Raw genomic sequence first — 21279 nt, 5'->3', positions numbered from 1 at the left:
TCAGTCCTCCAGGCCGAGCATCTGGGTGGCCTCCGTCCGCCGCTCCCGCACCGTCGCGTCCTCGTCTCCGGCGTCCGCGTAGGCCGCGAGCACGGCACGCGCGCGTGTGATCGCCTCGGCGGGCCTGCCGAGATCGGCCTCCAGCCAGCCCGCGGCCAGTTCGGCACCGGTACGGCTGTGCAGTCCGTCCGCGCCGAGCGTGCCGAACAGCGCGGCAGCCCGGTCCATGTGACCCAGCGCGGCTTCGAAGGCACCCTGGATCAAGCCGTCCTCGGCCCCTTCCGCGTCCTCCTCGTCGGCCTCCGCGGTCGCGGAGCGGGCCAGCAGATCGCCGAACTGGCGGTGGGTTGTGCCCAGTTCGGCCGTGAGCTCCTCGCGGGCCACCGGGTCCGCGGCGGCCGCCAGCGCGTCCTCGCACGTACGCACCGCGTCCGCCATCAGCGCTCGCCCACTCTCCGCCCCGGAGCCCTCGCGCAGGGCCAGCCACGCGCGGGCACGCAGTGAGCGCACCAGGAACTGCGGGTTGCCCAGCGCCCGCCACAGTTCGCCCGCGCGCGCGTACGCCTGCTCGGCCTCCGCCAGGAGACCGGCGTGGCCCAGGGACTCGGCGGCGAGATGGGCGAGCGTGGCGTGGTCCTGCTGGTCGGGCCAGTGCCGGGCGAACTCGGCGGCCCGCAGCCGGCGTTCGGCGGCCGCCCGGTGATCACCCAGCTCGCCCAGACAGTCGCCGAGCCACCACAGCGCCTGTACGAAGGCCCCGTCGCCGTGTGTCTCGGCGGACAGCTCGGTCAGGGCCGACTCCAGCACCTCCGCGGCCTCCGCGCACCGCCCCTGCCGCAGCAGGAACCCGCCCAGCTGCTGCCTGGCCCAGGCGCCCAGCGTGCCGCTCTCGCCCGCCTCGTCGGCCCAGTGCGCGGCCTGGAGGGCATGTTCGGCGGCCTCGACGACCTCACCGCGCCCGCCGACGACCTCGGCGAGCTGCAGATGCAACTGGGCTCGCCCGACCGGCTCCACGTACGGCCCGCCGTGCTCCAGGGCGGACCGCAGCGCCCGCTCGGCCCCTTCCGCGTCACCGGCCTGATGGGCGAGGGCGGCGACCTGCACCTCGTACTCCACGGCGAACCACGGCAGCCCGGCGTCGATGTAGGCGCCGACGGCCTCGCGGAACAACGCGGCAGCGCGCCCGGCGTCTCCGCGCAGCCCGGCCAGCTCACCGAGCATCCCCCGCGCCTCCGCGGCCCGCGCCGCCAGCCGCACGTCCTGTGCACCCCGCCCGCCGACGAGAGCGAGCACCTCCCGCACAGCCTGCTCGGCAAGCGCGGCGGCATCCACCCCACCACCCCCATACACCGGCCACTGCGGCCTGACTCCCTCCCGCCCCGGCTCCGGTTCGCCCTGGCGAGGTGCCGGCTGGCCGCCCGTCGCCCCGTCCGGCCCGGCATCCTCCGGTACCGGCGGCTGCGGCTCAGCTGCCTCCCGCCCCGGCTCCGGCTCGCTCTGCCGAGGTGCCCTTTGGCCGGCCGCTGTTCCGTCCGGCCTGGTGCTCCCAGGCACCGGCTGCTCGGGGCCGGCTCCCTCCGGACCCGGCTCGCGCCGCCGTGGGGCCGGTTGGTCGGAGTCCGCCCCTTCCGGGGCCGCCTCGACCGGTTCCGGTCTGCCCGAGGTGGGCCCCGCCGGTGCCGAACCGTCCGGGGCCGTCCCGGCTGCCGCCGGCTCGAACACCGTGCCCTCGTGCACGCCCCGCATCAGGATCCGGGCCCGGCTCATCACCACCGACGCCGTCTGCCGTACCTCGGTGCCCTCGTCGGCGTACAGGGCGAGGACCTCGTCGTACAGGGCCGTGACCGTTGCCAGGGCCGCGTCCACCTCGCCCGTCAGTGCGCGGACGTACGCTCCACGCGCGCGTGCCGCCAGCGCCTCGCCGGGGTCGCCCGCCTCGGCGTACAGCGCCGCCGCCCGCTCGAACAGCTCGATGCCCTGGGGGCCGCGGGCCATCGCCTCGTGGTCGGCGATCTCCGCGCGGTCGCGGGGCTCCAGTTCCGCGCCTTCCGCCGCCTGCGCGACCGCGGCCCAGGCCTCCATCGCATGCGGGCGCAGCGTCTCCGACAGGCGCCGTGCCTCGGCCAGCCGGGTGGCGAGGTCGGACGCCTGAGGGGGCGCCGGAGGCGCCTGTGGCGGTGCCGGTGCCGTACGCGTCGTGCGCACGCCCAGGGGCAGGCGGTCCACCAGCGGGCGTCGGGCCATCCGCGCGCGCGTCCGGTCGCCGACGTACGGCGTGCCGTTGCGCCGGTCGAACCGCTCGGCCAGTTCCAGGGTCTCCACGCGCGCGTGCGCGGCGAGTTCGTCCGCCGTCCAGCTTCGCCCGGCCGGGCCCGGCACCCGCCGGCCGCCGAGGCCCAGCTCGGTCAGCCGGTCCATCAGCAGGGTCACCACGGACAGGAAGTCGAGACGGCTGCGCGGGTGCCCGGTGTCCGTGAAGTACGCCGGCCGCTCGGCGAGCAGCTCCAGACCGCGCGCCTCGTTGCCGGTCAGCGCGCAGAACTCCACATGGTCGGCGTACGCGGCGCGCATCGACTCCATCGGGCGTACGAGGCGAAAGCCCCGCAGGTGATGCGCGCGAGCCTCGTCCACACGGCCCAGCCGCAGCAGCGGGACCAGCGAGGACGCCAACACGGTGTGCGGTTCGTGCGCGCAGGTGAACTCGCCCTCCAGCACCGGCCGCCACAGCTCCAGGGCCTCGGCGTCCCGGCCGCGCGTGACCTGCCACTCGCCCTGCCCGTGCAGCTCGCACGCGTGGCAGTCGGCCATCTCGTCCCGGTCCGCGGCCAGCCACGCGGCGTACGCCCGCTCCGCGCGCGCGAGGTCGCCGATGTGCGCGGCCACGCTGAACTCGGCGCTGCGCACGGCCCGTTCGGAGTGCCCGGCGAGCCGGTAGCGGTGCGCCATCTCGCCGAGCCACTTCTCGACCGAGGCGAGCGGCACGTGCGGCTGGTCCAGCATGCCCGCCGACATCCACTTGAAGACCCAGTGCAGTGAGTGCGCCTCGTACGCGTCGAAGTCCTCCGGCCGCTCGTCCCACATGCGCAGCAGCCGCGCGAACGGGACGAACATCTTGTCCTTCTCGGAGCTGTAGTTGTAGACCTTCAGCTGGTGCCCGAGCGCCTCGATCACGGTGAGCGGGACGCCCAGCCGCTCGGCGTCGGCGAGGAGCTGCTCCGCGCGCGCGTTGCGGGCGGGACCCTCCGGCTGCTCGGAGTTCTCCGCCATCGCCCGGCGCAGTGCCTCGAAGTCGGTGATCTCACCCATCAGCGCTCGCCTTCCCCATGAGTGGCCCACTCCAGCAGGCCGATGAACGCCCGGTTGAGCAGCGCCGAGTCGGCCGGCCGCAGCGGGCGCTGCGCCATCAGCAGGGCCTGTCCGTACACCGACTCGGTGGCGGTGCCGATCAGTTCGGGGTCCCGCAGTGAACCGATGCGCCGCACCAGTGGGTTGAGATGGTTGAGCACCAGACGCGCGCGCGGGGCGCTGCCGCGCAGCGAGCCCAGGATGCCCGCCCACAGGTCGTCGGCCTGCTCCTCGGCGTCCGCGCGTGCCTGCTCGTGCCGGGCGGCCCGGTCGTCCAGGTGTAACGCGGGTACGGAGAGCGGATGAAAGGCCCGTAGGACGACGTCACAGCCCAGCGGGTCGAGCTTCGCGCGCGCGGCGGCGAGGAAACCCGACAGCGCCAGCTCCTCGGCCGGGTCCACGGAGTCCAGGTGCGCGGTCACGGTGTCCGCGTCCAGCTCGGCGACCGGTGTCCCGGGCCGCACCGACGGCAGCGCCTCGACCAGCTCGCTGTCGTACGTGTAGCCGCCGTTGATCACGCCGACGCCCTGCGCGGACGCGATCGGCGCGACCTGCCGGTACTCCTCGACGGTCCGCGTGAAGTGCACCACCGGGTGCCGCTGCGCGAACTCCTCCAGGGACAGCTGCCCGTCGCTCGTCTCGAACGGCAGCCACGGCAGCATCGTGCGCAGCATCTCGACGTCGTGCCGGGCGAGGGACTTGACCCCCAGATGGTGCACGGCGAGGAAGGCCCGCAGCCGCTCCGGGTCACCGGCGGCGAGCCCCGTGAGCCACGAGCGAATCCTTTCACCGAGCGCCTCCCGCACGGCAGCCAGCGTCTCGTCCTCGTACAGCGACTCGCGCGAGGCCGTCGGCCGCAGGCTGTCGGTGTCCAGCACACAGCGCACGAAGAACGCCCAGTCCGGCAGCAGCTGTTCGGCCCGCTCGGTCAGCAGCATGCCCTTCAGATGCACCCGGTGACGCGCCCGCTGCGCCGGGCTGACCGCCGCCGGCAGCACGTACGCCACCCCGCGGATCCCGGCCAGCGGCACGTCCAGGTCGATCGAGTCCAGCGGAGTGAACCCGAACAGCTCATGACAGTGCCGGGCCAGCGCCACCCTTCTGCTCGCGGGGCTCGGGTACGGCCGGTCCCAGGGCGCGGGCAGCTCGGTGACCGGCTCCTCGCCCACCCGGACGTCGTACGGCAGCAGCGAGCCGAAGTCCCGGGCCAGGGCCAGGACCCGCTCGGGCGTGAGCCACTCGGCGGCGCCCGCGCGCGCGGTGAGGTACACGGTCGTACCGGGCTCGGACCGCGCCGAGGCGTCCAGCGTGCGCACGGTGTACGACCCGTCGTCCCGCGCGGTCCACTCCACCGGCGGCGCATCGGGCGTACGGGCGCTGCGGCTGACCACCCGGATCCGCTCGGCGACCACGAAACAGGCCAGCAGGCCGATCCCGAACTGGCCGAGGAAATCGGAGCGGGCCTCGCGCAGTCCGTCGGCCCGCTTGGAGCTGCGGCCGATGGTCGCCAGCAGACTGTGCACGTCCGCCTCGGTGAGCCCGATGCCGGAGTCCTCCACCCGCAGCGCCCCGCCGTCCGCGTACAGCCGTACCCGGGCCGGGGCATCGGGCTGTTCGGCGCGCCGGGCGGTGACCGCGTCCACGGCGTTCTGCAGCAGCTCGCGCAGATAGACCCGGGGACTGGAGTAGAGATGGTGCGAGAGCAGGTCCACCAGACCGCGCAGGTCGACCTGGAACGTGTGAGGTGGGTGAGGTGACTGGGATGCCTGGGATGACTGTGAGGTCTGGGAGTCCATCGTCACTGCGCCGGAGGGGGAGTGCGTGCGGCGCGGGGTCGGGCGGTCCCGGAGGGGGCGGTGACCGCGAAGGATGGCCGGAGCGCGCCATCCTAGGGCCCGAACGACCCGCCTGACCAGGACTTTCCGGAGACATATACGGCATTGTCAGTGCCGTGGTGTGCAATGGATCTCGTGCCCGCACTGAACGAACCACTGAAGCAGCCCCTGAAGTCAGTGCTCGGCCCCGCCACCGCGAAGGTGATGGCCGAGCACCTCGGCCTGCACACCGTCGGCGACCTCCTCCACCACTACCCGCGCAGATACGAGGAGCGCGGCCAGCTCACCCACCTCGCCGACCTCCCCATGGACGAGCACGTCACGGTGGTCGCCCAGGTCGCCGACGCCCGGCTGCACACCTTCGCCTCCGCCAAGGCCCCGCGCGGCAAGGGCCAGCGCCTGGAGGTCACGATCACCGACGGCAGCGGCCGGCTCCAGCTGGTCTTCTTCGGCAACGGCGTCCACAAGCCGCACAAGGAGCTGCTGCCGGGCACGCGCGCGATGTTCGCCGGCAAGGTTTCCGTCTTCAACCGCCGCCTCCAACTCGCCCACCCTGCCTACGAGTTGCTGCGCGGCGACGGCGACGAGACCGTCGAGGCCTGGGCCGGCGCCCTGATCCCCATCTATCCGGCCACCGCCAAACTGGAGTCCTGGAAGATCGGCAAGGCGGTCCAGACGGTCCTGCCCACCGCCCAGGAGGCGGTCGACCCGCTGCCGCCCTCCCTCCGCCAGGGCCGCGCCCTCTTGCCGCTCCCCGAGGCCCTGCTCAAGATCCACCGCCCGCACACCAAGGCGGACATCGCCGACGCCCGCGCCCGCCTGAAGTGGGACGAGGCCTTCGTCCTCCAGGTGGCCCTGGCCCGCCGCCGCCACGCGGACGCCCTGCTCCCGGCCGTCCCCCGGCGCCCCACGCCCGACGGCCTGCTCACCGCCTTCGACGACCGCCTCCCCTTCACCCTCACCGAGGGCCAGCAGAAGGTCTCCAAGGAGATCTTCGACGACCTGGCGACCGAGCATCCGATGCACCGGCTGCTGCAAGGTGAGGTGGGTTCGGGCAAGGCGCAGCCGCTCGACTCTCTCGTGCTCACCCCTGCCGGCTTCCGCCGCATGGGGGACATGGCGGTGGGGGACGAGGTCGTCGTGCCGGACGGGGAGATCGCGCTCGTCGACGGTGTGTTCCCGCAAGGGGAGCGTGAGGTCTGGCGCCTGGTCCTTTCCGATGGAAGCTCCGTCGAGTGCGACGACGAGCATCTCTGGATCGTCGGCACGAGTGGCGGACGGCACCGGGGCCAGGCCCCCGAGGTCATGACGACCAGGGAGCTCCGGCTGGACACGTTCGAAGCCGACGGATCTTCGAAGTGGTACGTCCCGGCAGCCACCCCGGTTGATCTCGGAGACGACTCGGGGCTGCCGCTCGATCCGTATCTGCTGGGTCTCTCGCTGGGAGACGGATCATTCCGGCACGCATGCGTCCCGGACGACTTCAAGAACACTTCGATCAAGAACCGTCTCGCTCTGCTGCAAGGCCTTCTGGACGCCGGCGGCACCGTCGGCGAGGACGGCTTGAGCATCTCCCTGTGCTCAGCCTCGCGCAGGCTCGCCGACGATGTCGCCTGGCTCGTCCGGTCGCTCGGCGGCCGGGCCCGCGTGCTGCCGGAGAAGGCCGCCTTCGACGTCTCGCTGGCCCTGCCCGACGCATACGCGCCGTTCAGACTCGCCCGCAAAGCCGAGCGCGTGAGCCCACGTCCCGAGGACGACACCTTCCGCCGAGGGATCCGTGCCGTCGAGTACGTGGGACGAAAACCCGTGCAGTGCATCAGCGTCGCTCACCCGAGCCACGCGTACGTCACCGACAACTTCACGGTCACCCACAACACGATGGTGGCCCTGCGCGCCATGCTCGCCACGGTCGACGCCGGCGGCCAGGCCGCCATGCTCGCCCCCACCGAGGTGCTCGCCCAGCAGCACCACCGGTCGGTCACGGAGATGATGGGCGAGCTCGCCGAGGGAGGCATGCTGGGCGGCGCCGAGCAGGCCACCAAGGTCGTGCTGCTCACCGGCTCCATGGGGGCCGCAGCCCGCCGCCAGGCCCTGCTGGACCTGGTCACCGGCGAGGCCGGCATCGTCATCGGCACGCACGCGCTCATCGAGGACAAGGTCCAGTTCCACGACCTCGGCCTGGTCGTCGTGGACGAACAGCACCGCTTCGGCGTCGAACAGCGGGACGCCCTGCGCGGCAAGGGCAAACAGCCCCCACACCTCCTCGTCATGACGGCCACTCCCATCCCGCGCACGGTCGCGATGACCGTCTTCGGTGACCTGGAGACCTCGGTCCTCGACCAGCTGCCGGCGGGCCGCTCGCCCATCGCCAGCCACGTCGTCCCGGCCGCCGACAAGCCCCACTTCCTGGCCCGCGCCTGGGAGCGGGTCCGCGAGGAGGTGGCGAACGGCCATCAGGCGTACGTCGTCTGCCCCCGCATCGGGGACGAGGAGGACGACCCCAAGAAGGCCGGCAAGAAGAGGTCCCCGGAGGACGAGGCGGAGAAGCGCCCCCCGCTCGCGGTCCTCGACGTGGCCGACCAGCTGGCCAAGGGCCCCCTCCAGGGCCTGAAGGTGGAGGTCCTCCACGGCCGTATGAACCCGGACGACAAGGACGCGGTCATGCGCCGCTTCGCGGCCGGCGAGACGGACGTCCTGGTCGCCACGACCGTCATCGAGGTCGGCGTCAACGTCCCCAACGCCACGGCCATGGTGATCATGGATGCCGACCGCTTCGGCGTGTCCCAGCTCCACCAGCTCCGCGGCCGCGTCGGCCGCGGCTCGGCCGCCGGCCTGTGCCTGCTGGTCACCGAGATGCCCGAGGCCAGCGCCGCCCGCCAGCGCCTGAACGCGGTCGCCGCCACCCTCGACGGCTTCGAACTCTCCCGCATCGACCTCGAACAGCGCCGCGAGGGCGACGTCCTCGGCCAGGCCCAGTCCGGCGCCCGCTCCTCCTTGCGCGTCCTCGCGGTCATCGAGGACGAGGAGGTCATCGCGGAGGCGAGAGAGGAGGCGACGGCGGTGGTGGCGGAGGATCCGGAGCTGGAGCACCTTCCCGGCCTGCGCACGGCCCTGGACGCCTTGTTGGACGAGGAGAGGGAGCAGTTCCTGGAAAAGGGCTGAGGTGAAGCGCCCCCGAAGGGGCACGGGGCTGCATGGACCATGCGGCTACCGCCGCGCGGGCGCGACCAGCCACAATGAACCGTAAAGCCGTCCATGAAGAAGGACCCCCCATGACCCGCGTGATCGCCGGCGCAGCCGGCGGACGCCGCCTGGCCGTGCCGCCCGGCACCGGCACCCGCCCCACCTCCGACCGCGCACGCGAAGGGCTCTTCTCCACCTGGCAGTCACTGTTGGGCGGCCCTCTGGACGGCGAACGAGTCCTCGACCTCTACGCCGGCTCCGGTGCCGTAGGCCTGGAGGCTCTCTCCCGGGGCGCGAGCCACACGCTCCTCGTGGAAGCCGACGCCCGCGCGGCCCGCACAGTCAGGGAAAACGTAAGAAACCTCGGCCTCCCCGGCGCCGAAGTCCGAGCGGGCAAAGCGGAACAAGTGATCAGAACCGCACCCCCCGCCGAGCCGTACGACCTGGTCTTCCTCGACCCCCCGTACGTTGTCACAGATCACGATCTTCGCGAGATTCTGCTCACACTCCGCTCGGAAGGCTGGCTCGCCGAAGAAGCCCTCGTCACCGTGGAGCGCAGCACCAGAGGCGGCGCATTCCACTGGCCGGACGGCTTCGAGGCGGTCCGGTCCCGTCGTTACGGCGAGGGAACGTTTTGGTACGGTCGCGCCGCCTCTACGTGCGAAGACGCACGATGACCGGACCGGAGAGCGAGGGATCACAAGTGCGCCGCGCCGTCTGTCCCGGGTCGTTCGACCCGATCACCAACGGACACCTCGACATCATCGCCCGTGCCTCCCGTCTCTACGACGAGGTCTACGTCGCGGTGATGATCAACAAGTCCAAGAAGGGCCTGTTCGAGATCGAGGAGCGGATCGAGCTGATCCGCGAGGTCACCGCCGACTACGCCAACGTCCGGGTCGAGGCCTTCCACGGCCTCCTCGTCGACTTCTGCAAGCAGCGCGACATCCCCGCCATCGTCAAGGGCCTGCGCGCCGTCAGCGACTTCGACTACGAGCTGCAGATGGCCCAGATGAACAACGGCCTGACCGGCGTGGAAACGCTGTTCGTGCCCACCAACCCCACCTACAGCTTCCTCTCCTCCTCCCTGGTGAAGGAGGTCGCGGCCTGGGGCGGCGACGTCTCCCACCTGGTGCCGGCCCCGGTGCTGGAGGCCCTGAACAAGCGCCTGCGCAAGGACTGATGGGACTACAGTCGTCCCGTCCGTCTCCAACCCGGTTGTAGAGAGTGGCGAGCACAGGTGGACGTGCAGAAGAAGCTCGACGAGATCGTCTCCGCGGTCGCCGGCGCCCGGGCCATGCCCATGTCGGCGTCCTGCGTGATCAACCGCGCCGAGCTGCTCGCGATGCTGGAAGAGCTGCGCCAGGCGCTGCCCGGCTCCCTCGCGCAGGCGCAGGAGCTGATCGGCGACCGTGAGCAGATGGTCGAGCAGGCCCGGCTGGAGGCCGAGCGGATCATCGAGAACGCGCACGCCGAGCGCGGCTCGCTGATCTCCGACACCGAGGTCGCCCGCCGCTCGCAGAACGAGGCCGACCGGATCCTCGCCGAGGCCCGCCAGGAGGCCGAGGAGGTCCGCGCCGAGGCGGACGACTACGTCGACTCCAAGCTCGCCAACTTCGAGGTCGTCCTCACCAAGACCCTCGGCTCGGTCGGCCGCGGCCGCGAGAAGCTGCTCGGCACCGGCCCCGGCCTGGACGAGAACGGCTACGAGGACGAGGACGCCCCCGAGCGCAGCCAGGACCCCGAGACCCTGCGCCACAACGCCGACGCCTACGTCGACGCCAAGCTGGGCGCCTTCGAGGCGGTCCTCGCCAAGACCCTGGAGGCCGTCGGCCGCGGCCGGCAGAAACTGCACGGCCGGATCGCCACGGACGACCTCGGCGCCCTCGCCGACGACACCACGACCTTCCAGCACTCCAGCGACGCCGACTACCTCGCCGACCTCGCGGCCCTCGCCGAGCAGGACGCCCCGGCCGAGCGCCAGGAGCGGCCCGCACAGCCGCCGCAGCAGCCGTCGTACGAGCCCCAGCCGGCCTACGGCTACCAGCAACAGCCGGACCCGTACTCCCCCGCCTCCGGCTACGCTCCGGCGGGAGGTGCCCCCAGCTTCCCGCAGCAGCCCGGCTACGGCGGTCAGCAGGACTCCTACGGCTACCAGCAGGCCGATCCGTACGCCGCCGCCTACCAGGGCTCGTACGACTCCCAGCAGACCGGCTACCAGCCCGAGCAGCCCCATCAGCAGGGCTACGCTCTGGACGAGACCAGTCTTTTCGACACGAGCATGATCAGCGCTGAGCAGCTGCGGGCGTACGAGCAAGGGCGCGGTCTGCAGTGAGGGACCGGATTGGGCCCTGAGCGAAAGGTCCAGTATCCTGGCTCTTCGGTCGCGCGTATGTCCGCGATCAGCGCTGCCTGGAACACCGACGGGCGGCGTCCCTCCGAGCATGAAGATCGAAAGCAGGAATGGCTCCCAACGCCCGCCTCGACCACCGCAACCCTCTCGTGTTCGACACACACGAGCTGGGGCGGCGTCCTGGTGCGCTGCAGCGCCTGACCCGCACGATCGACGCCCCCACGGATCTCGGAATCCAGGGAGTCATCGGAGTGCCGCACGGCGCCCCGGTGGAGCTCGAACTCCGGCTTGAGTCGGTCATGGAAGGGGTGCTTGTCACAGGCACCGCCCGTGCACAGGCCGAGGGGGAGTGCGTAAGGTGTCTGGAGCCGGTCGAGCTGGAGCTCGAAGCGGACTTCCAGGAGCTGTTCTCGTACCCTGACGCCGACGACCGGGGCCGCGTGATCGCGGAACCGGGCGACGACGCCGAGGACGACGAGGACAGGTTCTTCATCGAGGACGGACTCTTCGACCTCGAACCTCTGCTGCGTGACGCGGTGGTGCTCGCACTGCCGATGCAGCCGGTGTGCCAGGAAGACTGTCCGGGCCTGTGCTCCGAGTGCGGAGCGCGGCTCGCGGACGACCCGGACCACCACCACGACGCCGTCGACATCCGTTGGGCGGCTTTGCAGGGACTCGCCGGTTCACTCGAAGACGGCGAGAAGGACGAGATGAGCGGCGCCGAAGCGGGCGTCGACGAGAAGCAGGAGAAGTAGCCGTGGCTGTTCCGAAGCGGAAGATGTCGCGCAGCAACACGCGCCACCGCCGGTCGCAGTGGAAGGCTGCGGTCCCCACCCTGGTTGCGTGCGAGCGCTGCCACGAGCCCAAGCAGCAGCACATCGCGTGCCCGTCTTGCGGCACCTACAACAAGCGCCAGGTCCTCGAAGTCTGAGCGGGCTGGTGAGAGGCACTGTGTCCACGCCCAAGAAGAACTCCTCCCGCACGAGCGGGAGCCCAGCGGACAACCAGGCCTCGTCCCATACGCTTCTGGAAGGGCGGCTCGGCTACCAGGTCGAGTCCGCCCTTCTGGTGCGTGCGCTGACCCACCGTTCCTACGCGTACGAGAACGGCGGTCTGCCGACGAACGAGCGGCTGGAGTTCCTCGGTGACTCCGTCCTCGGTCTCGTCGTCACGGACACGCTGTACCGCACCCACCCCGACCTGCCCGAGGGCCAGCTGGCCAAGCTGCGGGCCGCGGTGGTCAACTCGCGTGCGCTGGCGGAGGTGGGGCGCGGCCTCGACCTGGGCGCCTTCATCCGGCTCGGCCGTGGTGAAGAGGGCACGGGCGGCCGGGACAAGGCGTCCATCCTCGCCGACACCCTGGAAGCGGTGATCGGCGCGGTCTATCTCGACCAGGGCCTCGACGCGGCCTCCGAGCTGGTCCACCGGCTCTTCGACCCGCTGATCGAGAAGTCCTCCAACCTGGGCGCAGGCCTGGACTGGAAGACGTCCCTGCAGGAGCTGACCGCGATCGAGGGGCTCGGCGTGCCCGAGTACCTGGTCACGGAGACCGGCCCCGACCACGAGAAGACCTTCACTGCTGCCGCCCGCGTCGGAGGCGTCTCGTACGGCACCGGCACCGGCCGCAGCAAGAAGGAGGCGGAGCAGCAGGCCGCCGAGTCCGCCTGGCGGGCCATCCGGGCCGCGGCGGACGAGCGCGCCAAGGCGGCCAAGGAGGCCAGGGAAGCCGACGAGGCTGCCAAGGCCGCCGCGGCCGAGGGCGGCGAGTCGTCGTCCGCCTCCGTCTGACCCACAGCAGTACCGAGCGCCCGCCCCGCCGCTGACGAAAGGGGGCGGGCGCGCGGCTCGTCCACCGCTTGTGTACGACCGCTCCGCAGGGGGGTCCCGATGCCCGAGTTGCCCGAGGTCGAGGTCGTCCGGCGCGGTCTCGCGCGCTGGGTCGCCCACCGCACCGTCGCCGAGGTCGAGGTGCTGCACCCGCGCGCCGTACGCCGGCACATCGCGGGCGCCGACGACTTCGCGCACCGCCTCAAGGGCCACCACATCGGCACGCCCAGCCGGCGCGGCAAGTACCTGTGGCTGCCGCTGGAGGAGACGAACCAGTCCGTCCTCGCCCACCTCGGGATGAGCGGCCAGCTGCTGGTGCAGCCGCACGAGGCGCCGGACGAGAAGCACCTGCGCATCCGCGTCCGGTTCGCCGACTCCCTCGGCACGGAACTGCGCTTCGTCGACCAACGCACCTTCGGCGGGCTGTCGTTGCACGACAACACCCCGGGCGGCCTGCCCGACGTCATCGCACACATCGCCCGCGACCCCCTCGATCCGCTGTTCGACGACGAGGCCTTCCAGCAGGCACTGCGCCGCAAGCGGACCACCATCAAGCGGGCCCTGCTGGACCAGTCGCTGATCAGCGGGGTCGGCAACATCTACGCGGACGAGGCGTTGTGGCGCTCGCGCATCCACTACGAGCGTCCCACGGCGAACTTCACCCGCCCGGTCACGACGCAACTGCTCGGCCACGTCCGGGACGTGATGAACGCGGCCCTCGCAGTCGGCGGCACCAGCTTCGACAGCCTGTACGTCAACGTCAACGGAGAGTCGGGCTACTTCGACCGGTCCCTGGACGCGTACGGCCGTGAGGGCGAGCCCTGCAAGCGGTGCGGTACGCCGATCCGCCGCCGGCCCTGGATGAACCGGTCCAGTTACTTCTGCCCGAAGTGTCAGAGGGCGCCGCGCGTCTCGTCGTAACGCGCGCGTGCCGCCAGCACGTCGTCCATCGAGCCCTCCACGCAGTGGATGAGGGCGAGCAGCCGCTCGGCGACCTGGCGGCCCAGCGGAGTCAGGTCGTAGTCCACACGCGGCGGGTTCGTCGGCTGGGCCGCGCGGTGCACCAGGCCGTCGCGCTCCAGCGCGTGCAGCGTCTGGGACAGCATCTTCTCGCTCACTCCGTCGACCCGGCGCCGCAGCTCGTTGAAGCGCAGCGTCCCCTCGTACAGCGCCCCGAGCGTCAGCCCGCCCCAGCGGCCCGTGACGTGCTCCAGCGTCGTGCGTGACGGGCAGGCCTTGGCGAAGACGTCGTAGGCGAGGTTGTCCTGGTCCTGGCCCTGGATGGTGGCGGTCATGGCGGTAAGCGTACGCCGATGCAGCGCTAACCACCAGGTTGCACTAACGAAAAGTTAGTGCTTTCCTGTGGTCATTGCCTTTGAGCTGCCCACTCGCTTTCCGGGCTGTCCGATCGAGGAGTCTGTAATGACCATCCCTGTCGTTTCCATCGCCTACCACTCCGGCTTCGGCCACACCGCCGTCCTCGCCGAGGCCGTCCGCGCCGGGGCCGCCGACGCGGGTGCCGAGGTGCACCTGATCAAGGTCGACGAGATCACCGACGAGCAGTGGGAGACGCTGGACCGCTCCGACGCGATCGTCTTCGGCTCGCCCACGTACATGGGCACCGCCTCCGGCGCCTTCCACGTCTTCGCCGAGGCGACCTCCAAGCGCTGGTTCGGCCAGGACTGGAAGGACAAGCTGGCCGCCGGCTTCACCAACTCGGCGTCCAAGAGCGGCGACAAGCTGCACACCCTGCAGTTCTTCCAGACCCTCGCCGCCCAGCACGGCATGCACTGGGTGAACCTCGGTCTGCTCCCCGGCTGGAACGCCAGCAGCGCCTCGGAGAACGACCTCAACCGCCTCGGCTTCTTCGCCGGCGCCGCCGCGCAGAGCAACAACGACCAGGGTCCCGAGGGCGTCCACAAGGCGGACATAGCCACCGCCGAGCACCTGGGCCGCCGGGTGACGGAGACGGCGCGGGTGTTCGCGCGGGGTCTGGCCACGGCCTGACGCAGCCGAAAAGCGGGGGACACGGGCATGCGGGGATGCGTACAGTCCCCGCATGCCCGAGCTGCAACTGCTCCGCCCGGACCACGCCCCCGCGCTCCTCGCCTTCGAGCGGGAGAACCGCGCGTACTTCGCCGCGTCCGTCCCGGACCGGGGCGATGAGTACTTCGCCCGGTTCGACGAGCGGCTGAGCGCCCTGCTCGCCGAGCAGGAGGCGGGCGTCTGTCGCTTCCATGTGGTGGCCGGCGCCGGCGGCGAGGTGCTGGGGCGGATCAACCTCTACGACGTGGCGGACGGCGGCGCCGAACTCGGGTACCGGATCGCCGAGCACGCCGCCGGCCGGGGCCTGGCCACCTGGGCCGTGCGGGAGCTCGCCGCCCTGGCCGCCGGGACGTACGGGCTGACCTTCCTGACGGCCGCGACCACCCTCGACAACGCGGCCTCGCAGGCCGTGCTCGCCCGCACCGGGTTCACCGTCGTCGGCGAGAGGCGGCTCAGCGGCCGTCCCGGACTGGCCTACCGCCGCGCTCTCTGAGCGGTCGGTACCCGAAGAAGTGGTCAGTACCCGAAGTCCTGCGTCCACCAAGGGCCGCCCGAGCCGAAGTGGACGCCGACGCCGAGCGTCTTGAAGTTGCAGTTCAGGATGTTCGCCTTGTGGCCGGGGCTGTTCATCCAGGCCTGCATCACGGCCGCCGCGTCGGCCTGGCCGCGGGCGATGTTCTCCCCGCCCAGATTGCTGATGCCGGCCGCTGCCGCCCGGTCCCACGGCGACTTGCCGTCCGGGTCGGTGTGGTCGAAGAAGCCCCGCGCGGCCATCTCGTCGCTGAACGCCTCGGCCAGCTTGGTCAGCGAGGAGTTCGCCGACAGCGGGCTGCACCCGACCTTCGACCGCTCCTCGTTGACGAGCTTCAGCACCTCCGCCTCGGCGGCGGTCTGCGCCGGCAACGTCACCGGCGCCGCCTTGCTCGCCGCCCGCGACGGAGTGGCCTTCGACTCGGCCACGGTGGCCTGCGGCGCCGGTGTCCCGGACGCCGTCTTCGACGGGGTGGGCGTCGGCGAGGCCGACGTCGAGGGGGACGCGGAGGCGGACGGGCTCGGGGACTCCGGGCGCGTGGCGGTCGGGCCGGCACCGGTGCCGCCCACGCGGCTGCCCGCGCTGCCCGACGTACCGCCCTGCTCGGCCGCGGTGTTGCCCGGCGAGTCCGCCGCCTGCACCCGCTCGCCGCCGGTGGTGTCCGTGCCGCCGCCGAGCCTGTAGTGCTCCAGACCCGGCACCACACCCGTGGCCACCGCGGTCGTGCCGAGCGCGAGCGCGGCGGCCGTACCGAGCAGTCCCGTGCGCACCGGCCGCCCGGCCTTCTTCCGGCGCCGGCGGGGGGAGTCGCCGGACGGGGCGAACCTGCCGTCCGCACCGGAGCCCGAGCCGTCGTCGCCGGCGAACAGATAGGCGTGAACCCTGGCGTTCGTCTCGGCGTAGGCCTCCGGGTTCAGATACGGCGCGGTGCCCTTGGGTATTCGGTCACCCTGGTGGAGCTCCAGCGCGTAAGGGTCCCGCTCGACGGAGTCCTGCGGGTACGAGTTCTGCGGGTCGTCACTCCCGGTGGCGGAGCGTGAGCGTCGGTGGCGGCCCATGTCCTTGCCCTCTTCCTCGTCCTCGCGGTCGTCCCTCTGACCGACCCGACTCACTCGATCGAGTGAGTTTCATATGAGATTCATTGGGCGGGACGGTACCCCATGCCGCTGAGCGAGGATGTGTTCCGAGCGACAACGGCCGGTTAGGTTGCATCCATGAGCGAGGATGTACGACTGGTCGCCTGGGTGCGTGGTTACGTCCAGGGTGTGGGTTTCCGCTGGTTCACGCGCGCCAAGGCACTGGAGATCGGCGGCCTGAGTGGTTTTGCTCTCAATTTGGCCGACGGTCGCGTCCAGGTGGTGGCGGAAGGGTCGCGCGAGGGCTGTGAGGGGCTGCTGGACTGGCTCCAGGGCGACGACACGCCCGGGCGCGTGGAGGGTGTCACCGAGATCTGGGACACACCCCGCGGCGGCTACGACGGCTTCGCCATCCGGTGAGCCGGGCCCCCGGTGCCGTACGGACCGGCGCGCGGGGAGCCGTCGGGGGCGCGTACGGAGAGTGAAAGAGCCTGGTGGTTGCCAAGACCGGCCCGGCATGGCAGGCTCCGCAGGAACGACTGATCGTCACGCCCCGAGGCACCGGAAGAGTCGCCGCGCCGCCGATTTCCCGGCCGCGTGCCCCCGGTTCGCCCACCAATACGGGGCGTGATCGTGTTGACCGTCAAACTTTTTGGTGAGACGCTGAAAGCCCCGCGCACCTTAGCTGTTTGGCATGAAGCAACAGCAGAGCAACACCCGGATGTGCCAAGCACCGCGGGTGCGAATCCCTCACGACCCACACCGCATCGGTCGGTCACTCAGTGTGGAGGACCATCCATCATGGCAAAGGCGCTTCTCGGTTACGTCGGCGGCTCCGACCCTCGACTCCTCGCCGAGATGCGACGGCTGCAGCAGCGTGTCCAGGACCTGGAGTCCGAGCTCGTACGGATCCAGGCGGAGAACGACGCGCTGACGGCTGCCGCCTCTCAGGACAGGATCATGGAGAGCATCGACGCACACCAGGCGGAGCCTGCGCTCACCTGATCCCTGCATCGCTCCACGACAACAGTCGCAGCGATCGGGCTGTCGTCATCAACCGCTCAGGAACGGACGACCGTAACCCGGCCGTCAGAGTTGCAAGGGACGCTTCGGCGTCCCTTCTTTTCTTCCCCCGCGCATCCTTTCACCCTCTTTAACGTACGGTGTGCCCTGCATGTTCACTGGCGAAACCGCGCGGTTGCGAGTGTTCATGGAGTGAGATAGCGGCGCCCGGTAGAGTCCAGCGGCGTGCACCTCAAGGCCCTGACCCTCCGTGGGTTCAAGTCGTTCGCCTCGGCGACCACACTCCGGTTCGAACCGGGCATCACGTGTGTCGTCGGCCCGAACGGCTCGGGCAAGTCCAATGTCGTGGACGCGCTCAGCTGGGTCATGGGCGAGCAGGGCGCCAAGTCGCTGCGCGGCGGCAAGATGGAGGACGTCATCTTCGCCGGCACCACCGGCCGCCCGCCCCTGGGCCGCGCCGAGGTGTCCCTGACCATCGACAACTCCGACGGGGCGCTGCCCATCGAGTACGCCGAGGTCACCATCACGCGGATCATGTTCCGCAACGGCGGCAGCGAGTACCAGATCAACGGCGACACCTGCCGGCTCCTCGACATCCAGGAACTCCTGTCCGACTCCGGCATCGGCCGCGAGATGCACGTCATCGTCGGCCAGGGCCAGCTCGACTCCGTCCTGCACGCCGACCCCATGGGCCGCCGCGCCTTCATCGAAGAGGCGGCCGGCGTCCTCAAGCACCGCAAGCGCAAGGAAAAGGCCCTGCGCAAGCTGGACGCGATGCAGGCCAACCTCGCGCGCGTGCAGGACCTGACGGACGAGCTGCGTCGCCAGCTCAAGCCCCTGGGCCGCCAGGCGGCGGTCGCCCGGCGGGCCGCGGTCATCCAGGCGGATCTGCGGGACGCCCGCCTGCGCCTGCTGGCCGACGACCTCGTACGCCTCCGCGAGGCCCTGAAGACGGAGATCGCCGACGAGGCGGCCCTGAAGGAACGCAAGGAGGCGGCCGAACAGGAGCTGAAGAAGGCCCAGCAGCGCGAGGCCCTGCTGGAGGACGAGGTACGGCAGCTCGCGCCCCGCCTCCAGCGCGCCCAGCAGACCTGGTACGAACTGTCCCAGCTGGCCGAACGCGTCCGCGGCACGATCTCGCTGGCCGACGCGCGCGTGAAGAGCGCGACGTCCGCGCCCCCCGACGAGCGCCGCGGCCGCGACCCCGAGGACCTGGAGCGCGAGGCCGCCCGCATCCGGGAGCAGGAGGCCGAGCTGGAGGCCGCCCTGGACGCGGCCCAGCACGCCCTGGACGACACGGTCGCCCACCGGGCCGAGCTGGAACGGGAACTGGCCGTCGAGGAACGCCGGCTGAAGGACGTGGCCCGCGCCATCGCCGACCGCCGAGAGGGCCTGGCCCGGCTGACCGGCCAGGTCAACGCGGCCCGCTCCCGCGCCGCCTCGGCCCAGGCCGAGATCGACCGGCTGGCCGCGGCCCGCGACGAGGCCCAGGAACGCGCGGTCACCGCCCAGGAGGAGTACGAGGCCCTCAAGGCCGAGGTGGACGGCCTCGACGCCGACGACGCGGACCTGGCCGACCAGCACGAGGCGGCCAAGCGGCAACTGGCGGAGGCGGAGTCCGCCCTGAGCACGGCCCGCGAGGCACTCACCGCCGCCGAACGCCGCCGAGCCGCGACCCAGGCCCGCCGGGAGGCCCTGGCCTTGGGGCTGAGGCGCAAGGACGGTACCGGGATACTGCTGGGGGCACGGGACCGGCTCACCGGGATTCTGGGCCCGGCGGCGGAGCTGCTGACGGTCACCCCGGGCCACGAGATCCCGCTGGCCGCAGCTTTCGGCGCGGCGGCGGACGCGATCGCCGTATCGACCCCTGCGGCGGCGGCCGAGGCGATCCGCATGCTGCGCAAGCAGGACGGCGGCCGGGCGGCGCTGCTGCTGGCGGGGCCGATGGAGTCGACGCCAGGGGACGCGCCCCAAAGGAATGCGGAGCAGTATCGATATGCGGCTCCGCCGCGTGGCGCGACAAGCCACGATGAGCCCGCAGACGCCGAATCCGCTGTCACCCCCCTGTCCTGTGGGCGCTTCGCTGCGGAGCTGGTCCGCGGCCCCGCCGACCTCATGCCCGCCGTCCACCGCCTCCTCCACGGCATCGTCGTGGTGGACACCCTGGAGGACGCGGAAGACCTGGTCCACACCCACCCCGACCTGACAGCCGTCACCGCCGAAGGCGACCTGCTGGGCGCTCACTTCGCCCACGGCGGCTCCGCGGGCGCACCGAGCCTGCTGGAGGTGCAGGCCTCGGTCGACGAAGCCGCAGCCGAGTTGGAAGAGCTGGCGCTGCGCTGCGAGGAACTCACCGAGGCACAGCACGCGGCAGCCGAACGCCGTACCGAGGCCGCCGCCCTCGTGGAAGAACTGGCGGAGCGGCGCCGGGCCGCCGACCGGGAGAAGTCGGCCGTCGCCCAGCAGCTCGGCCGGCTCGCCGGACAGGCGCGTGGCGCCGCCGGGGAGGCCGAGCGCTCCACCGCGGCCGCCGCCCGTGCGCAGGAGGCGCTGGAGAAGGCCGTGCAGGAGGCGGAGGAGCTGGCCGAACGGCTGGCTGTCGCCGAGGAGATGCCGGTCGAGGAGGAGCCGGACACCTCCGTGCGCGACCGGCTCGCCGCCGACGGGGCCAACGCGCGGCAGACCGAGATGGAGGCCCGGCTCCAGGTCCGTACCCACGAGGAGCGGGTCAAGGGGCTGGCCGGGCGGGCCGACTCGCTCGACCGGGCCGCCCGCGCCGAACGCGAGGCACGCGCGGGTGCCGAGCAGCGCCGGGCCCGGCTGCGCCACGAGGCAGCCGTCGCCGAGGCCGTCGCCTCCGGCGCCCGGCAGCTGCTCGCGCACATCGAGGTGTCCCTCGCCCGCGCCGAGCGGGAACGCTCCGCCGCCGAGGCTGCGAAGGCGCAGCGGGAACAGGAGCTGACCGCCGCCCGCACCGCCGGCCGCGAACTGAAGTCGGAACTCGACAAGCTGACCGACTCCGTCCACCGCGGCGAGGTGCTCGGCGCCGAGAAGCGGCTGCGGATAGAGCAGCTGGAGACCAAGGCACTGGAGGAGCTGGGCGTCGAACCGGAAGGACTGGTGTCGGAGTACGGCCCGCACCAGCCCGTGCCGCCCTCGCTCCCCGCCGAGGGCGAGCAGCTGCCGGACGACCCCGATCATCCCCGTAACCAGCCGCGCCCCTTCCACCGGGCCGAACAGGAGCGGCGGCTCAAGGCGGCCGAGCGGGCGTACCAGCAGCTCGGCAAGGTCAACCCGCTGGCGCTGGAGGAGTTCGCGGCGCTGGAGGAGCGGCACAAGTTCCTGAGCGAGCAGCTGGAGGACCTGAAGAAGACCCGCGCCGACCTGCTTCAGGTGGTGAAGGAGGTCGACGAGCGCGTCGAGCAGGTCTTCACCGAGGCGTACCGGGACACCGCCCGCGAGTTCGAGGGCGTCTTCAGCCGGCTCTTCCCGGGCGGTGACGGACGGCTGATCCTGACCGATCCCGACAACATGCTGACCACCGGTGTGGACGTCGAGGCGCGCCCGCCGGGCAAGAAGGTCAAGCGGCTCTCCCTGCTGTCCGGCGGCGAACGCTCGCTGACGGCCGTCGCGCTGCTGGTGTCGATCTTCAAGGCCCGGCCCAGCCCGTTCTACGTCATGGACGAGGTCGAGGCCGCGCTGGACGACACCAACCTCCAGCGGCTGATCCGGATCATGCAGGAGCTGCAGGAGGCCTCGCAGCTGATCGTGATCACGCACCAGAAGCGCACGATGGAGGTCGCCGACGCGCTCTACGGCGTGTCCATGCAGGGCGACGGCGTGTCGAAGGTGATCTCCCAGCGTCTGCGCTGAGCCCTTCAAGATCAACTAACTCTGTGTTCAATAAATGAACACAGGGCAACAGGGCATATCTCAAAACTCACAGCTGTTGAACTATTGACTTCGAAACTTGAAGGCATAGTCTCTGCAACGTTGCTTTTACCTTCAGGTGTGAGCGGTGTGGACCCATGCACCACTTGAACCTGACAGGGCTCACCC

The 21279-nt window shown here is 71.4% G+C and carries 17 protein-coding genes; 13 read left to right on the top strand and 4 right to left on the bottom strand.

The window, feature by feature from the left end; all coding sequences use genetic code 11:
- Positions 1-3306, bottom strand: a complete 3306-nt coding sequence (locus tag LE548_RS25580; RefSeq protein ID WP_225099302.1) for a tetratricopeptide repeat protein — start codon at positions 3304-3306, stop codon at positions 1-3.
- Entirely contained in the window at positions 3306-5141 is a 1836-nt protein-coding gene (locus LE548_RS25575; RefSeq protein WP_225099301.1) for an HSP90 family protein, read from the bottom strand. Before LE548_RS25575 ends, LE548_RS25580 begins: the two co-directional genes overlap by 1 nt.
- A gap of 165 nt (positions 5142-5306) precedes the next feature.
- Between LE548_RS25575 and LE548_RS25570 the strand changes: the two genes are divergently transcribed.
- The 8 genes from LE548_RS25570 (at position 5307) to mutM (ending at position 13464) form a co-directional block, all read left to right on the top strand.
- Positions 5307-8342, top strand: a complete 3036-nt coding sequence (locus tag LE548_RS25570; protein ID WP_225099300.1) for a helicase-related protein — start codon at positions 5307-5309, stop codon at positions 8340-8342.
- 110 nt (positions 8343-8452) lie between these two features.
- Positions 8453-9040 (top strand): 16S rRNA (guanine(966)-N(2))-methyltransferase RsmD, encoded by a 588-nt coding sequence (gene rsmD / locus LE548_RS25565; protein WP_225099299.1) that lies wholly within the window; start codon positions 8453-8455, stop codon positions 9038-9040.
- A 26-nt stretch (positions 9041-9066) separates the two neighbouring features.
- A complete protein-coding gene (coaD, locus tag LE548_RS25560; RefSeq protein ID WP_225099445.1) occupies positions 9067-9546 on the top strand; it encodes a pantetheine-phosphate adenylyltransferase in 480 nt (159 codons plus the stop codon).
- A 57-nt stretch (positions 9547-9603) separates the two neighbouring features.
- Complete coding sequence (locus tag LE548_RS25555) at positions 9604-10698, top strand: ATP synthase F0 subunit B (protein WP_225099298.1); 1095 nt, start codon at positions 9604-9606, stop codon at positions 10696-10698.
- A gap of 128 nt (positions 10699-10826) precedes the next feature.
- Positions 10827-11471, top strand: coding sequence for a DUF177 domain-containing protein (locus tag LE548_RS25550; protein WP_225099297.1), 645 nt, complete (start codon positions 10827-10829; stop codon positions 11469-11471).
- Between the two features lie 2 nt (positions 11472-11473).
- On the top strand, positions 11474-11647 hold the full coding sequence (rpmF, locus tag LE548_RS25545) for a 50S ribosomal protein L32 (RefSeq protein WP_003951102.1): 174 nt from the start codon (positions 11474-11476) through the stop codon (positions 11645-11647).
- An 8-nt stretch (positions 11648-11655) separates the two neighbouring features.
- Complete coding sequence (gene rnc / locus LE548_RS25540; protein ID WP_374116176.1) at positions 11656-12504, top strand: ribonuclease III; 849 nt, start codon at positions 11656-11658, stop codon at positions 12502-12504.
- 99 nt (positions 12505-12603) lie between these two features.
- Positions 12604-13464: a bifunctional DNA-formamidopyrimidine glycosylase/DNA-(apurinic or apyrimidinic site) lyase gene (mutM, locus tag LE548_RS25535; protein WP_225099295.1), complete on the top strand. Its 861-nt coding sequence runs from the start codon at positions 12604-12606 to the stop codon at positions 13462-13464.
- Here the strand turns inward: mutM and LE548_RS25530 are convergent.
- The gene (locus LE548_RS25530; RefSeq protein ID WP_225099294.1) at positions 13437-13838 is read right to left on the bottom strand and encodes a helix-turn-helix domain-containing protein; all 402 of its coding nucleotides are present in this window, start codon (positions 13836-13838) and stop codon (positions 13437-13439) included. The two genes, mutM and LE548_RS25530, sit on opposite strands and share 28 nt — an antisense overlap.
- Positions 13839-13965: 127 nt before the next feature.
- Between LE548_RS25530 and LE548_RS25525 the strand changes: the two genes are divergently transcribed.
- Positions 13966-14550 carry a flavodoxin family protein gene (locus LE548_RS25525; protein ID WP_225099293.1) on the top strand — a complete coding sequence of 195 codons (585 nt, stop codon included), beginning with the start codon at positions 13966-13968 and terminating at the stop codon, positions 14548-14550.
- Between the two features lie 52 nt (positions 14551-14602).
- Entirely contained in the window at positions 14603-15082 is a 480-nt protein-coding gene (locus LE548_RS25520; RefSeq protein ID WP_225099292.1) for a GNAT family N-acetyltransferase, read from the top strand.
- Between the two features lie 23 nt (positions 15083-15105).
- Here LE548_RS25520 and LE548_RS25515 read toward each other — a convergent pair whose 3' ends face one another.
- Positions 15106-16179: a CAP domain-containing protein gene (locus LE548_RS25515; RefSeq protein WP_225099444.1), complete on the bottom strand. Its 1074-nt coding sequence runs from the start codon at positions 16177-16179 to the stop codon at positions 15106-15108.
- A 156-nt stretch (positions 16180-16335) separates the two neighbouring features.
- Between LE548_RS25515 and LE548_RS25510 the strand changes: the two genes are divergently transcribed.
- The 3 genes from LE548_RS25510 (at position 16336) to smc (ending at position 21093) form a co-directional block, all read left to right on the top strand.
- Positions 16336-16617 (top strand): acylphosphatase, encoded by a 282-nt coding sequence (locus LE548_RS25510; protein WP_225099291.1) that lies wholly within the window; start codon positions 16336-16338, stop codon positions 16615-16617.
- 381 nt (positions 16618-16998) lie between these two features.
- On the top strand, positions 16999-17202 hold the full coding sequence (locus LE548_RS25505) for a hypothetical protein (protein ID WP_023546484.1): 204 nt from the start codon (positions 16999-17001) through the stop codon (positions 17200-17202).
- Positions 17203-17445: 243 nt separating this feature from the next.
- Positions 17446-21093, top strand: coding sequence for a chromosome segregation protein SMC (gene smc, locus LE548_RS25500; RefSeq protein WP_225099290.1), 3648 nt, complete (start codon positions 17446-17448; stop codon positions 21091-21093).
- Positions 21094-21279: the final 186 nt, after the last annotated feature.

The organism is Streptomyces sp. CoH27, from assembly GCF_020181035.1.
Classification (GTDB): Bacteria; Actinomycetota; Actinomycetes; order Streptomycetales; family Streptomycetaceae; genus Streptomyces; species Streptomyces camelliae.
This window is presented reverse-complemented; position numbering and strand designations above follow the sequence as displayed.

Bases quoted from the DNA above. Each gene is read 5' to 3' on its own strand.
- mutM (WP_225099295.1), top strand. From the start codon at position 12,604: ATGCCCGAGTTGCCCGAGGTCGAGGTCGTCCGGCGCGGTCTCGCGCGC.
- LE548_RS25570 (WP_225099300.1), top strand. From the start codon at position 5,307: ATGGATCTCGTGCCCGCACTGAACGAACCACTGAAGCAGCCCCTGAAG.
- rsmD (WP_225099299.1), top strand. From the start codon at position 8,453: ATGACCCGCGTGATCGCCGGCGCAGCCGGCGGACGCCGCCTGGCCGTG.
- LE548_RS25530 (WP_225099294.1), bottom strand. From the start codon at position 13,838: ATGACCGCCACCATCCAGGGCCAGGACCAGGACAACCTCGCCTACGAC.
- LE548_RS25515 (WP_225099444.1), bottom strand. From the start codon at position 16,179: ATGGGCCGCCACCGACGCTCACGCTCCGCCACCGGGAGTGACGACCCG.
- LE548_RS25580 (WP_225099302.1), bottom strand. From the start codon at position 3,306: ATGGGTGAGATCACCGACTTCGAGGCACTGCGCCGGGCGATGGCGGAG.
- LE548_RS25520 (WP_225099292.1), top strand. From the start codon at position 14,603: ATGCCCGAGCTGCAACTGCTCCGCCCGGACCACGCCCCCGCGCTCCTC.
- LE548_RS25525 (WP_225099293.1), top strand. From the start codon at position 13,966: ATGACCATCCCTGTCGTTTCCATCGCCTACCACTCCGGCTTCGGCCAC.
- LE548_RS25575 (WP_225099301.1), bottom strand. From the start codon at position 5,141: ATGGACTCCCAGACCTCACAGTCATCCCAGGCATCCCAGTCACCTCAC.
- LE548_RS25550 (WP_225099297.1), top strand. From the start codon at position 10,827: ATGGCTCCCAACGCCCGCCTCGACCACCGCAACCCTCTCGTGTTCGAC.
- LE548_RS25505 (WP_023546484.1), top strand. From the start codon at position 16,999: ATGGCAAAGGCGCTTCTCGGTTACGTCGGCGGCTCCGACCCTCGACTC.
- LE548_RS25510 (WP_225099291.1), top strand. From the start codon at position 16,336: ATGAGCGAGGATGTACGACTGGTCGCCTGGGTGCGTGGTTACGTCCAG.